The following is a 13,296-nucleotide window of genomic DNA, read 5'->3' as shown; positions in this document are numbered from 1 at the left end:
AATGACAAAAAAATATAGACTCACGTTGATAGCACTCTCGCTTATTACTCTACTCATAGTCGGACGACTACTGACTGGGGGATTTTCCTTCATACTTGGTCAGTTTTGGTTTACGTCAGGATTGCTTTTACTCGTATTGCTATCTCTCATAGACCAACCGCATTTTTCTAAAGATTCCAACATCTTTGTTAACGCAGTAACAGCGGGTATTTCGTTATTGTTAGTGGATACCCCTGACAGGGATTTTTTATACTGGGGGTTTTTCTCTGTCACTATTTATCTATTGTTTTCAAGTTACGGGCTGCTTTGGTTTCGCCAGCTACCTTTAGCTGATGAAAACAAACTTATTCGATTCTTATCTAGACTAAACCGAGAAATTGGAAAGCCGGAAGCCCTTTTTTCTGCGTTCTTCTTGTGGGGTATTTATAAACAGTTTGGTGCGGATTCAAATGAATTTGATGCATTGCTTGTTTTCTGGATTGTTTTCACAATTCTCAATCTTCCATCTCTCGCGAGATCTTTGGAAGATTTGATAACTCCGGAAAAATCAAATCAATCAAAAAGCGCGATAGGTCAAATTTTTGGAGTTAAATCTAAAAACACTTTTTTGGTTAAACTTGCTCCTGCATTAAGTGGCTCTGGTCAATGCCAACCTTTTGACTTCGTTGAATTTAAGCATGGCCCTGAACAGCGGCCCCGGCGAGGTCTGATTATTGAAGAATATATTCTGAATCAGGAGAGCTGGGTTAAAGTCCTTGCAAGTCCTTCTATTGATCACGTTTTTTCTAAAACTCCCTTCGTCGGAGCTGGATCACGTGACGTGGTATATAAAATTGAAGAAGTGCCGACCAATGACCTTCTTGGGCGACTAGTTGGTATAGTTACCGAGCATAGCAAAATAAACTATTTGAGATTTACCTACAACTCAGCTATAGAAGTCAGCGAAGGGCAGTTGCTTGGAGTCAAGGTTGGTTCAACTGAAGTTCTTTATCAAATTGTTGAGGGGGTCACGAGTATTGAAAGTTTGGAACAAAAGAACGAGTCAGGGTTTATTGTCGGAGAGGCAATCCAACTTGGGACGTGGAATTTAGAGAGGCTTCAATTTGAGCAATTCGGCTGGGTTCCTGAGATAAATACTCCAGTATTTTTAGCTTCTAATATTGATGAGCCAACAATAGCGAATGACGAAATTATCGTTGGTCGAATCCCAAATACAAACTACCCTGTTGTACTTAGCAAACCATTGGCAATGTCTCACCATATGGCTGTAATAGGGGTTACAGGTACAGGTAAGTCCGTATTTTCACGGAACTTAATCAGAGAATACCTCAAGGAAGACGACACTAAAGTTATCTGCATAGACTTTACTGGAGAGTACGTAGGGAAATTTGAGGATCTAAATCCTCAGTCTGTTATTTCTCAAGATGTTTCGGAGCAACTTTTCAAAGATATCGACTTCATCGAGCGGGAAATTGGGAATAATTACAATAAAGACACTGAAAATTCACGCGCCAAGAAGAAAGAAGTATCAAGAACAATTTATGATCAGCTTAAAGCGTTCATGGAAAGTGAGAACAAGCTTGCCATCTTCGAATTGCCACATGTTGAAAATACTTCCGGAGTATTGACGTACACCAAGACATTCTTCCGCATACTTTTTCACATCGCCAAGACCGAAAATAATTTTGGCAAGAGGTTATGCCTTGTATTGGAAGAGGCACATACTATTGTCCCCGAATGGAACTTTGCAGGCGTATCTGACAAGGCTTCACAGGGCTTACTCAATAGTATCGCCCAGATTGCACTTCAGGGCAGGAAATACAATGTAGGGTTGTTAGTTATTGCACAAAGAACAGCAAATGTTTCGAAGACTATTCTCACCCAATGCAACACTATCGTCTCATTTCAAGAGTTTGATAAAACGAGCAGTGAATTTCTTGCTAACTATTTTGGTCAGGAAATTGTTAAATCCTTGCCAAAACTTAGATTTCGCCAAGCTATTGCTGCTGGTAAGGCATTTCGCTCAAGTGTCCCAATGATTTTTGAAGTCCCTGAGATAGAAGAATGAGATGCGCACATAACACCTATGAGCCTTCTCTCTGTCAATAGGCCGCAGTGTTTTTTATTGGCCGCGTCAGCGGCCAATGGCAAGTCCCTGAGCTAGTGATCCTACTTCATCTGTCATCGTTGGCTGTGAGTGGCTTACAGCAAACACCTATTGAGGCTCTCTTAACGTGGTGGTTTACCACTGCCAGACCGGGTTGCTCCTTGCAGGTGGGTCTGGGGCACTAGACATTCATCGGTTAACCAGCCTCTGTCCTATTCAAAAAGCGGGTTACTTTACAGTCCCAGTTAGTTTCAGGTTCAGCGCCGGTGTAAGCCCACTCGCTCAGGGTATTGGTGCACGCCAGCAGGATGGATAATCAAAGCGACGGGCTTCGAGTTGGGTGTAGAAGTCGGGGTTCAGATCTCAAAATCAGTCAACAGACACCCTATTTCAGCACACTCCATGATGATCCAGTTAGACGTTGATCATCAGCCTGCTGCGTGACTAACTCGTTAAAAAGCGTTGTTCATCAAACACCTTCTCGTTCTTTAACATGAAATAGACCGCACGCCCGAGCTTGTGGGCCAGAGCTGATAACGCTTTGGCTTTACTCATGCGTTTCTGGAAGCGTTGCAACAGCTTTTGTGCGCCTGGATTGCTGCGCAGATAAAGCACCGCAGCCTCAGAAAAAGCCCACTTCAGATGGGCATTACCAATCTTGTTGCCCTGGGTGCCATAGGTCTTACCGGCCGATTCGGCTTTGCACTTGATCAGTCGGGAATAGGAGGCGAACTTCTGGACAGATTCAAAACGTCGAATATCACCCACTTCATACAGAATAGTGAGGGCCAGAATACGGCCAACGCCGGGAATGGTTTTTAATAAGTGGTAGTAGGTCGGCTGATGCTTTTTGGCCTGCTTTTCCAATAGCCATTCCACCTGGCTTAGTTCCCGGTGGTAGCACTCTAAAACGGCCATATCTAGATCGATATTGCGCTGAACGAGCGGGTCATCAAAGGTTCTGCCTAGTTGCTCTCTGGCACTGACATTTTTTAAATTGACCTTGTTGGGTGGCAGGTTGTACTGACTCGTGGTGTTGACCACATGAGCTTTGAGATCCGCGCCGTGGCGAACGAGTCCAGTTCGACGGCGAAGCAGGTCACGGGTAGCTCGCATGCTGCGTGGGTAGACATATGCAAGGGGAAAATTACCGCCTCGAATAAGCGCCGCAATTTTGTAAGAATCCACGCGGTCATTCTTGGTTTTACCACCATGAATGGCCTTCATATAAAGGGCATGGCCGAGAATGAAGGTAATGCCCTGGTCTTCACAGAAATCAGCGATCCAGTACCAGCAGTGCATGCATTCGGTGCCGATGACCAGATCGTCCAGGTAAGGTTCGATCAGATGAAGCAGAGGTTCTGGTTTGGCTGGAATCTCTTTATGCAGAAGGGTTTCGCCCTGCTGATCCAGGATGCAGACATATAAGCTACGGGCATGCAGATCAATTCCACAGTAGTGACGGTGAGTGCTATTGTAAAAGTTCATTGAGTCTTCTCCTGTTAGGTTTGGTCGCCTTTTCAGCTTAGCCAAACGGGCTGAGCTGGGGGAGAAGGCTCAATGAGTATCAAATCGCTGCTGGCGGACAAATTTTCCGCTGCGCTCCAAATTTGCCGCAGAGCGCGGCGTTATGCATTAAGGAGAGAACGGTGCTGAAGTCCGTGATACAGGAAGAAACCACAGGGTGCGGAATTGCGTCGGTGGCCAATGTTCTGGGTAAAACCTACTCGGAAATGAAGGCTGTAGCCAATGCTATGGGTATCTATGCCGAAGATAAATCGCTTTGGTCAGAGACCGAATATGTCAGGGAGATGTTGTCCAGTGCAGGAGTCGAGACGTCTCCAAATGAAACTCCTTTTGAATCTTGGAGTGCACTGCCCGATTTGGCATTGCTGTCAATCAAGCATCACCAGGAAGATGGCAAGAATTTCTGGCACTGGGTCGTTTTCAAGCGTGCAGGCGGCAAGGAGTTTGTTTTGGATTCAGCCAGTTACCTGCCATCTAATGTTCGAACGGACTTCAAAGAAATGCAGCCCAAGTGGTTCATCGAGGTCAAGAATGCATAACAAGGCCATTAAATACGCTCCCTACGCTCCCTACGGTCGCCGGACGCTCGCTCCTCGCGCCGTTTATGGCGGGTGTTATGCAAAGCGTTCGTCTTGACGTACGTGTCCACAGACGTACACTTGATGGAAGTTTGAACACGCAAGAGGTGCGTCATGACCGGAATCACAGCAACAGAGGCGCGCAGCAACCTTTATCGGTTGATTGACGAGACCGCCGAATCCCACCAACCCATCGTCATCATGGGGAAGCGCAACAAAGCCGTCCTGGTTTCCGAGGAGGATTGGTCCGCCATTCAGGAAACTCTCTACCTGCTCTCCGTACCCGGTATGCGGGAGTCTATTCGTGAGGGGATGGATACCCCCGTGGATGAATGCGATAAGGAGCTGGATTGGTGACATGGACGTTGGTTTACACCAAGCAAGCCCAGAAAGATGCAAAGAAGTTGGCCTCCAGCGGCCTCAAATCAAACGCCCAGGCATTGTTAGCGCTGATAGCTGAAGACCCCTACCGCAAGCCGCCTCCGTTTGAGAAGCTTATTGGTGATCTCGCGGGGGCCTATTCACGCCGCATCAATATTCAGCATCGTTTAGTCTACCAAGTGCTTGAGGACGAGCGAGTGGTAAAAGTTCTTAGGCTCTGGAGCAAGTACGAATAAGGCATAACCGGCCGCTGTTGCCGGACAGTTGTTCCACCCCGGCACGCCTCCAAAATTGCCACCAAGCTCCGCTTTAAATCAGTAGTGATACCGAAGCTGGGCAATAAGCAAAGTGTCATCAGTGACTTTGTAAACGATGCGGTGTTCTTCGTTGATTCGCCGAGACCAGTAACCCGCGAGGTTATGTTTAAGGGGTTCTGGCTTGCCGACTCCTTCAAATGGCTCTCGCTTGGTCTCTTTGATTAGCTTGTTGATTCGGTGAAGAGCCTTTTGTCGGTTTTCTGCCCTTGCAGATAATCTACACAGGCGTTTGCGGAGAGTATGAACTTCACTCAAGACGTGGTTTTTCTCCACCACCGCCCTGTTCCAGCTCGACAACGGATTCCAGCAAGCGCCGTGCGTTTTTTGGTACGCGCAGAAGGTACGCGGTTTCTTGCAGTGCCTCGTAGTCTTCCAGAGAAATCATGACCACGGATGGAGATTTATTCCGGGTAATGATCATAGGGGAGTGGTCTTCACAGACCTGCTCCATGATTTTTGCTAGATGGGTTCTAGCGGCGGTGTCGCTGATGACATCCATAAGGTTGCTCCTGAACGGGTCGTTGATGGGCACTTACTCACACCATCATTAAACCCTGCTTACGTGTTGGCGGCGCGTAGGCGGCGTCGATCTGTGCTAGATCCTCTTCGTCGAGACTGACGTTATCGGCCTCAGCGTTCTGTTTGAGGTGATCCAGGTTTACGGCTTTAGGAATAGCGATTACGCCGGGGTGGCGCAGTGCCCAGGCGAGCGCCACTTGCGCGGGGGTGGCGCTGTGTTTGTCAGCGATGCGTTGCAGGGTGGCGTTATGTAGCAGCGCGCCGCCTTGCCCGATTGGGCAGTAGGCCATTAGCGGCATGTTGTGTTGTGCTTGCCAGGGCAGCAGGTCGTATTCAATGCCGCGTGCTTCGGGGTTGTAGAGCACCTGATTGGTGGCGCACGCGGGCGCGTCTAGCTCTTCTAGGTCGTCAACGTCAAAGTTCGACACACCCCAGCGCAGTATCTTGCCCTGCTCGCGCAGCCGCTCAAACGCTTCCACGGTTTCGCTCAGCAGGTACTGGCCGCGCCAGTGCAGCAGGTAGAGATCAATCGTGTCGGTGCCTAACCGTCGCAGGCTGCGCTCGCAGGCGGCTTGAACACCCTTGGCGCTGGCGTTGTGTGGGTAAACCTTGCTGACCAGATACACCTCATCGCGCCGACTACGGATCGCTTGGCCAACCACCTCTTCAGCACCGCCTTCGGCATACATCTCGGCGGTATCAATCAGCGTCATGCCCAGGTCTAGGCCTGCACGCAGCGCTCTCACCTCCGCTTGGCGCTGCCCGGCATCCTCGCCCATATACCACGTGCCCTGGCCGATACGGGGTACGTTGTCGCCGCCTAGCTCAATCGTCTGCATGTCTATCTCCTGTGGTCGTTGTTCAAGGTAAGGTAGTTGATATTAGTGAAGCTCATTGCATCCCAGCGTCCTGTTGCGACCACATTAATAGCCGCCGAGGCCATTGATATTAATGAAAATGGTGACCAATTCCGCGCTCTATCTAGAACTCTGCTACGGTTAAAGGGCGCTATGCGTATCTGATGCTAACTGTTTCGGTGCGCTTAGCGTTGTATATGCCAATGTTTGGTACTCATCTCAACAGATAAGGACATTTTTATGATCAGAACCACAATGGTTGAGCTATCTACCATCGAAGCCGCTGCTTACCGTCAGAAGCTTCGCGGCGGCCACGCTGGCATTGTTATCATGCGCTACGACACTGACCAGCCGGGCATCGCCACCATCAACCGCAAGTCGGGAGAACCCGACCCTTCACATAATACTGATCTGAAACTGTTCCCCCTTGAGGCCTTTAAGGAGGTTATGGCGCTTACTTCCGGCATGCCCTATTCGCGGCGCGGGAAAGTCAAACTCAGCGGTGAAAAAGAGGATGCCAGCGCCCAGGAAGAGACCGCTGAAGAGCTGGCAACGGTAGACAGCGCTGAGTATGAAGCGATAGTGAAGACCTACACTAACCGTAAAGGCGAGTTATCCTACGACCTGATTAACAAGGACTTTATTCAGTTCGCCAAGTCGAGCAAAACCGTCACCGACATGGTTGCCAACCACGCGTCAGTTGATGATATCCGCGATCACGTGGTGAAAGTGAAACTTGAAAGCATCACCGACAACCGTGATTTGACGGTGGCACAAACCCAGCGCATCGTTGAAATGCTTGATGAAGTCAGCCCACGGAATGTATTCAAAGAGCTGAATGACGAAATTCGTAAAATGCTCGCCAACCGTTAAGTAGCTAGTTGCTTAGACTGAGTGTTGAGAGTTCGTCATTCAAAATAGTCGTTAAAGAAATAATTAGGGCCAGTGAAATGCTGGCCCTAATGCTTTGTTATAATTTGTGTTCAAAATATATTGTCTTCTTTACTGTGACCCTCAGAGATTATAACCATGCCGTACTCTGTTCCATTACGCTGGCTACGTTTTGCATTATTGGTATGCCTACTTATTATTCCTGTCACGGTGATAGCCGACAAGGATCCTGTGAGAGCGGAATTGCAGCGTATCGAACAGGAACTTGAGGCACGTATTGGCTTTGCCGCCCACAACTTTGCCACGGGCCAGCGCTGGGAAGTGAACGCGGATGAGCGCTTTGCGATGTCCAGTACGTTTAAGACCTTGGCCTGCGGCGCGCTGCTGGCGCAGGTGGATGAAGGGCAGCTAGCGCTGGATACTGAGGTCAGTTTTGCGGAGTCGGAGCTAGTGACCTATTCGCCGGTCACCGAGCAGTACGCGGGCCAGCAGCCGATGACGCTGTTTGAACTGTGTGATGCCACCATGACCACCAGTGATAACACCGCCGCTAACCTAGTACTGCAAGCATTAGGCGGGCCAGAAGCGGTTACCGCGTTTGCGCGTCGCATGGATGACCGCATCACTCGCCTAGATCGCTTTGAAACCGAGCTAAATGAAGCTACGCCAGGAGATAAGCGTGACACCACCACACCCAACGCGATGCTGGCCACGTTAGAAAAACTGGTGCTGGGTGATGTGCTAACGCCAGAGTCTCGGCAGCAGCTTGAAACATGGATGAAGGGCAATACGGTGGCCGATGGCCTGTTTCGCGCCGCTATGCCGGACTGGGAAATTGCGGACAGAACCGGCGCGGGTGGTTATGGCTCACGCTCGATTACCGCGATTATTTGGCCGCCGGAGCAAGCACCCACGGTGGTAGTGTTTTATATCACCGAAACCGAGGCGGCGTTTGAAGCGCGTAATGCAGCGATTGCGTCTTTAGGTGAGGTGATTCAACAAACCCTACAAGGCCAGCAATAAGCGCAGCGGTTCTCGCTATACTGAGGAGCATGCTTGTTCGGTGCTGTACCGGGCGGTTGATCAAGGAGTGAATCATGCCAAGGTATTGTTTTGCTATGCGCTCGGCGCTGCCTGCCGTGCTGTGCGCGTCCGCCGTGCTTGCCCAGGGGGCGCAGGCGGAGGTGCTAAGTGCCGAGGCGTCTGACCCTAAGCGTTTAGGGTGGATGCAGGGCTTTCCACCGCCGCCAGAGCGCATCATTGGTCAGCCGGATTCCAACTACTTCAGCTTTCCCAAAATGCGCTGGACGGTGTGCCACTTTCGCGAGCTGTTGCCTACCAAGCAGGTAAGCCGTGGGTTAGGCGCGCCGGTGCCGTTTAGCTACGCGCTGGACGATGGGATTAACGATGTGACGTTCACCCCCATTGGCGGTAGCGAGCCAATGACCTGGCAGGCTGCGCTGAACGAAAACTACACCGATGGCGTGCTAATTTTGCACCAGGGGCAGGTGGTGTACGAAACCTACGCAGGCTGCTTGGATGAGACGGGACAGCACGGCGCCATGTCGGTGACCAAATCCATGACCGGCCTGCTGGGTGAAATTCTGGTGGCGGAGGGCGTGCTGGATGAGCAGGCGCTGGTGGGGGAAATCATCCCCGAGCTAGCGGAGAGCGCCTTTGGCAATGCCACGGTACAGCAGCTTTTGGAAATGACCACGGGGCTTGCGTTTAGTGAGGAGTACAGCGACCCCAACGCGGAAATCTGGGCGTATAACGCGGCGGCAAGCCCGCTGCCTAAGCCAGAGGATTATACCGGGCCGCGCACCTACTATGAGTACCTCGCTACCGTGCAGCCAGAAGGCGAGCATGGGCAAGCGTTTGGCTATAAAACCATCAACACCGATGCGCTGGGGTGGGTGATTGCACGTACAACTGGCGAGTCGGTGGCATCGCTGTTGTCGTCGCGCATTTGGCAGCGCATGGGCGCCGAGCAGGATGGCTACTTTACGGTCGATTCTATCGGTACGCCGTTTGCAGGCGGCGGGCTTAGCGCGGGCCTGCGTGATTTGGCTAGAGTCGGCCAGCTAGTGTTAAACGAAGGCGAGATAAACGGCGAGCGGCTATTTCCAGCGGCAGCGGTAGAACGCATTCGCCAAGGCGGCGATAGGCAGGCGTTTGCACAGGCAGGCTACCGCTATTTACCCGGCGGTAGCTACCGTGGCATGTGGTGGTCGCTGCATAACGAACATGGCGCCTTCGCGGCGCGTGGGGTGCATGGGCAAACCATTTATATCGACCCCACTGCCGAGATGGTGATTGTGCGCTTTGCCTCGCACCCGGTGGCGGCCAATGCCGCTAACGACCCGACCTCGCTGCCAGCGTATCAGGCAGTGGCGGAGTATTTGATGGAGCGCACAGCGACGCCTTAACGGGCTGGTTTATAGAGCAAAGGCGATCTCCACTATCCCAAACACCGCTACCCCAGCGGCTACCGGCCAGCCTAGCGAGCGTAGCCGCCACCATGTGAGTAAGGTGGCGCTCAGCCCGATAACGGTAGCGAACCATGAAATGGCGCTGGGGTTGATCGGCACAATAGAAACGCCCAGTACCCCAGCAATCATCAGCGGGCCAAGAATGCCCAGCCACTGAGGCATGGCGCTCATATCGGTATCGCTGCCCAAGCGGCGCTGCATCCACAAGAACGGCACGACGCGCATCAGCAGCGTGCCGAAGGCGCATATCAGTACGGCGAGCCAGAGTCCGGTACTCATTGTGGGCGCCTCCCTTTTTGAAACTTCACGGTGTAAAAGCACAGCGCGCCGCAGGCGGCGCCTAGCGGAATAGCCACGTTGCTGCCGCCTACAAGGGTTAGCCCAAGCGCGGCTGCAATGGTAGCCCCCATGGCAGCGGCCCAACGCTTATTGGTAAAGCGCGGGGCTACCATGGTGAGAAACAGCGCGGGCAGGGCGAAGGGCATAATTTCACCTAGCAGCGGCCAGCGGGCGGTAAACGCTTCACCGGCGGTGGCGCCTACCATCGTAAACACTACCCATGCCGCCCAGACAAAAAGCGATGCCCCTACAAACCAGCAGAAGCGCTTGGCTTCGGGCAGTTGGGGAAGCCGGGTGAGCGCGAGCGCAAATACTTGGTCGGTCAGGCCGTGCATTAACCAGGGCCAGTGGCGGCTGCGCGGCAGCAGGTGGGCAAGGTTAGGGCCATACACCACGTGGCGCACGTTGATCAGCAGGGTTAAGGCCACCACCAGCCACAGCGGCGCGCCGGTGGCGATCATGCCCACAAACAGAAACTGCGAAGCACCGGCGTAGATCAGCAGCGAGATCGCGGCGGCCTCTAGCGTGCTAAACCCCGCTTGGCTAGCGACTAAACCAAACGACAGCGCCACCGGAATATAGCCGCCCAGCAGCGGAATGGCTTCCCGCACGCCTTGCAGGACGCTTCGCCCAGGAGAATGGCTAACAATCTCGCTCATGGCGTGTTCCTCTGTGTGCCGTAGGTCACGGTGAGTAGCATGGTGGCCTCGCCGTCATGGGTGCGGTAAAGGTGTGGTTCGTCGGCAGGAAAGGTCACGCTTTCACCGGGGGCGAGTGCCGTGGCAGCACCTTCTGGGCCGGCTTCTAACCAGCCGCTAATCAGCGTTAAGGTTTCCTGGGTGCCTGGCGTGTGGGCTTCCGCATGGCGCAAGGTATGGGGCGCGCAGCGCATCCAGTAGGCATCCACTTGGGGTGAATCTTTGCCTTGGTCAATCAGTTGAACCTGAACGCCATCTTCCCCAAGGGGCATCGTGATAGGTGCCACCAGCGTGCCAAAAGGCACATTGAGCTGCGCGGCGAGTCGCCACAGCGTATCTAGCGTGGGGTTGCCATTACCTTGCTCTAGGCGGCTTAAGTTAGATTTAGCAATACCCGCTGCGTTAGCCAGGTAAGAGAGCGACCAGCCTCGCGCTTGGCGGAGTGACTGTAAGTGCTGGCCTAGGGTGTTAAGCGAGTACTCATCCATGGCGGTGTCTCGTTGTTCTTTGTATGGATTTTTCTTTGTGTGAATTGTTCTTTGCATAGATTGTTCTTTGTATAGAACGTTCTATATAAGGAACGTTAGCCTGTCAACGATTGTTTTGGCGCCGCTGGCTGGCACTCTTTATGCATCTTCCTCTCTAGGTGTTTGCGATGGGGAAGCGCAATGCGTTCGTTGGCAATGCTTAAACCGGTTAAATCGATTTTATGGAGCGTGGCGCTGTTGCTGCTGGGCAATGGCTTGCTGAATACCCTGCTAACACTACGCGGCACAGGGGAGGGCTTTTCCAGCGCGGTGCTGGGGATGATTATGTCCGGCTACTTTGTCGGCTTCATTTGTGGCACCTGGGTAAGCGGGCGCTTAATTCGACGGATGGGGCACATTCGCACCTTTGGTTTCTGTGCCTCCATTTGTGCTTCGGTGGCACTGTTGCACCTTGTGTTTATCAACCCGTGGGTGTGGTTACCCTTACGAGTGGTTTACGGGCTTTCGTTTATCACCTTGATTACCGTGATTGAGAGTTGGCTGAATAGCCAAGCCGCTAGCCACGAGCGGGGGCGTATTTTCGCGGTGTATATGGTGGTTAACCTGGGTGCTCTCGCCGCGGCTCAGCAGCTGCTGCGGCTTGCATCGCCACAGGGGTTTTTGCTGTTTGTGGTGATCGCCATTTTAATTAGCTGGGCATTGTTACCCATCACCATGACCCGCCGTGTTCAGCCTAAAATCCCCGAACGCCCCAAAAGCAGCCTACGGGCACTATTAGGCTTTGCGCCGCTGGCGGTGGCCTCTGCCGCCTTATCGGGATTAGCCATGGGCGCGTTTTGGTCAATGACCCCGGTGTACGCCACACAGCTTGGGTTTGATATTGGCGGCGTTGGGCTGGTCATGAGCGTGGCGATTATCGGGGGTGCTCTGCTGCAGATCCCCATCGGGCGTTTTTCAGATACCCATGACCGCCCCAGAGTCATGACCTGGGTGGTATTTCTTGCGGCGCTAATCGCCGCGGGCATGCCGTTTGCGCCTAGCCAGGAAGTCCTGCTGGGGCTCTATTTTATCTGGGGTGGCTTGGCGTTTTCGCTCTACCCGCTGGCGGTCGCCCAGCTGATTGACCAGCTGCATCCGGATGAAATTGTCTCTGGTTCGGCGGATATGCTGGTGATGCACGGCGCGGGCTGTGCCGTGGCCCCCATTGCAGCGGGGTCGCTGATGACGGTTGTAGGAAGTCACGGTTTACCCATTTATATCGCCAGCGTGTTTACTGTATTGGGTATTTACGCGCTTTACCGTCGCCGCCACGTGTCGGCCCTGGTGACGCATACCGCCCACTTTGAGCCAATGGTACAAAGTAGTGCAGAGGCATTGGAAATGATCTTTGATGATACGCAGCGCGACCTCTTTGACGACCCAAGCTTTTATGAAGAGGAGGAGCGTCAGCGGCTGGTGGGGCTTTTTAAGCCAGCAAAGGGTTAATACCAGCAACGAGATAATACTTAAGCGTGGGGGCGCGCTACATCAAGCAGCGAACGGCGCCCGAGTACCCAATAAAAACGGCGTGCTACCCAGGTAGCACGCCGTTTTTTTAATCAGTGCACTGCTAGTTAAGCAATGGTGGATGTCTGAGCGGACGCTAAAACGCCATGTTCAACCTGAGAAGGAGAGCGGGAAATATCGGCGATAGCGCTTAACGCCGTAAGGTTGGCGTGGCCTTTTTTAGTAAGTTCGAGCACATCCGGCGAAGAACCCCATTTCAGCAGCATGTCATCTAGCCGCCGCTCGGCTGCCTCAAACTGACCGCAGTGGCTGAGCAGCTTGGCAATGGTGTAATCACACTCGGGGGTATCAAACATCTCTTCCTTGATTTCTTGAATAGCCAGTTGGAGACCCGCTTGGGAAATATCTGCCAGTTGGTTATGTTGCATGCCACCACTCCTTGTGATTGCTACGACGCGTGTTTATCGCGACTTTTGATAGCCGTTACAGCTAAAAAATTAATGGGTACTTATCCTGTACCCTTCGAGGTTAAACCATGGTTTTGTGAGAATCAATCGCAAATTGCGACCCGTTTACTCATTTAGTAGCCACAAAAT

15 protein-coding genes and 1 pseudogene are annotated in these 13,296 nt (G+C 52.4%); 8 read left to right on the top strand and 8 right to left on the bottom strand.

Annotated features, from left to right (window positions below; all coding sequences use genetic code 11):
- The first annotated feature begins 1 nt into the window (after position 1).
- Complete coding sequence (locus P8S54_RS06740; RefSeq protein WP_281443763.1) at positions 2-2,068, top strand: DUF87 domain-containing protein; 2,067 nt, start codon at positions 2-4, stop codon at positions 2,066-2,068.
- A gap of 483 nt (positions 2,069-2,551) precedes the next feature.
- On the opposite strand, the gene P8S54_RS06735 is transcribed toward P8S54_RS06740, so the two are convergent.
- Complete coding sequence (locus tag P8S54_RS06735) at positions 2,552-3,595, bottom strand: IS110 family transposase (RefSeq protein ID WP_281443235.1); 1,044 nt, start codon at positions 3,593-3,595, stop codon at positions 2,552-2,554.
- A 161-nt stretch (positions 3,596-3,756) separates the two neighbouring features.
- Here P8S54_RS06735 and P8S54_RS06730 point away from each other — a divergent pair, with 161 nt between their 5' ends.
- The 3 genes from P8S54_RS06730 to P8S54_RS06720 all read left to right on the top strand — a co-directional run bounded on the left by P8S54_RS06730 (position 3,757) and on the right by P8S54_RS06720 (position 4,829).
- On the top strand, positions 3,757-4,173 hold the full coding sequence (locus P8S54_RS06730) for a hypothetical protein (protein WP_281443762.1): 417 nt from the start codon (positions 3,757-3,759) through the stop codon (positions 4,171-4,173).
- 153 nt (positions 4,174-4,326) lie between these two features.
- Entirely contained in the window at positions 4,327-4,569 is a 243-nt protein-coding gene (locus P8S54_RS06725) for a type II toxin-antitoxin system Phd/YefM family antitoxin (protein WP_281443761.1), read from the top strand.
- Positions 4,566-4,829: a Txe/YoeB family addiction module toxin gene (locus P8S54_RS06720; RefSeq protein ID WP_281443760.1), complete on the top strand. Its 264-nt coding sequence runs from the start codon at positions 4,566-4,568 to the stop codon at positions 4,827-4,829. The genes P8S54_RS06725 and P8S54_RS06720 overlap by 4 nt, the downstream gene beginning before the upstream one ends.
- A 78-nt stretch (positions 4,830-4,907) precedes the next feature.
- Here P8S54_RS06720 and P8S54_RS06715 read toward each other — a convergent pair.
- The 3 genes and pseudogenes from P8S54_RS06715 to P8S54_RS06705 form a co-directional block, all read right to left on the bottom strand.
- A pseudogene (locus P8S54_RS06715) lies at positions 4,908-5,161 on the bottom strand (Txe/YoeB family addiction module toxin).
- The gene (locus P8S54_RS06710; RefSeq protein ID WP_281443759.1) at positions 5,158-5,409 is read right to left on the bottom strand and encodes a type II toxin-antitoxin system prevent-host-death family antitoxin; all 252 of its coding nucleotides are present in this window, start codon (positions 5,407-5,409) and stop codon (positions 5,158-5,160) included. The pseudogene P8S54_RS06715 and the gene P8S54_RS06710 overlap by 4 nt, the downstream one beginning before the upstream one ends.
- A 37-nt stretch (positions 5,410-5,446) precedes the next feature.
- Positions 5,447-6,268, bottom strand: coding sequence for an aldo/keto reductase (locus P8S54_RS06705; RefSeq protein ID WP_281443758.1), 822 nt, complete (start codon positions 6,266-6,268; stop codon positions 5,447-5,449).
- Between the two features lie 258 nt (positions 6,269-6,526).
- On the opposite strand from P8S54_RS06705, the gene P8S54_RS06700 reads away from it, so the two are divergent.
- From P8S54_RS06700 to P8S54_RS06690, 3 genes are all read left to right on the top strand, one after another.
- On the top strand, positions 6,527-7,159 hold the full coding sequence (locus P8S54_RS06700; RefSeq protein ID WP_281443757.1) for a hypothetical protein: 633 nt from the start codon (positions 6,527-6,529) through the stop codon (positions 7,157-7,159).
- A gap of 156 nt (positions 7,160-7,315) precedes the next feature.
- Positions 7,316-8,200, top strand: coding sequence for a class A beta-lactamase (gene bla / locus P8S54_RS06695; RefSeq protein WP_281443756.1), 885 nt, complete (start codon positions 7,316-7,318; stop codon positions 8,198-8,200).
- A 74-nt stretch (positions 8,201-8,274) separates the two neighbouring features.
- Complete coding sequence (locus P8S54_RS06690) at positions 8,275-9,606, top strand: serine hydrolase (protein ID WP_281443755.1); 1,332 nt, start codon at positions 8,275-8,277, stop codon at positions 9,604-9,606.
- Positions 9,607-9,615: 9 nt separating this feature from the next.
- Here the strand turns inward: P8S54_RS06690 and P8S54_RS06685 are convergent, their stop codons facing one another.
- Genes P8S54_RS06685 through P8S54_RS06675 form a run of 3 tightly spaced genes read right to left on the bottom strand, consistent with a single transcriptional unit; the run spans position 9,616 to position 11,194 of the window.
- Positions 9,616-9,948 carry an AzlD domain-containing protein gene (locus P8S54_RS06685; protein WP_281443754.1) on the bottom strand — a complete coding sequence of 111 codons (333 nt, stop codon included), beginning with the start codon at positions 9,946-9,948 and terminating at the stop codon, positions 9,616-9,618.
- Complete coding sequence (locus P8S54_RS06680; RefSeq protein WP_281443753.1) at positions 9,945-10,667, bottom strand: AzlC family ABC transporter permease; 723 nt, start codon at positions 10,665-10,667, stop codon at positions 9,945-9,947. Before P8S54_RS06680 ends, P8S54_RS06685 begins: the two co-directional genes overlap by 4 nt.
- Complete coding sequence (locus P8S54_RS06675) at positions 10,664-11,194, bottom strand: XRE family transcriptional regulator (protein WP_281444075.1); 531 nt, start codon at positions 11,192-11,194, stop codon at positions 10,664-10,666. Before P8S54_RS06675 ends, P8S54_RS06680 begins: the two co-directional genes overlap by 4 nt.
- A 180-nt stretch (positions 11,195-11,374) precedes the next feature.
- Between P8S54_RS06675 and P8S54_RS06670 the strand changes: the two genes are divergently transcribed.
- Positions 11,375-12,679, top strand: coding sequence for an MFS transporter (locus P8S54_RS06670; protein ID WP_281443752.1), 1,305 nt, complete (start codon positions 11,375-11,377; stop codon positions 12,677-12,679).
- Between the two features lie 128 nt (positions 12,680-12,807).
- Here the strand turns inward: P8S54_RS06670 and P8S54_RS06665 are convergent, their stop codons facing one another.
- Entirely contained in the window at positions 12,808-13,128 is a 321-nt protein-coding gene (locus tag P8S54_RS06665) for a hypothetical protein (protein WP_281443751.1), read from the bottom strand.
- Positions 13,129-13,296: the final 168 nt, after the last annotated feature.

Origin of the sequence: Halomonas sp. M1 (assembly GCF_029581375.1) — a bacterium.
Taxonomy (GTDB): domain Bacteria; phylum Pseudomonadota; class Gammaproteobacteria; order Pseudomonadales; family Halomonadaceae; genus Vreelandella.
The sequence above is the reverse complement of the archived record's forward strand: the minus strand, read 5'-3'. Positions and strand labels throughout refer to the sequence as shown.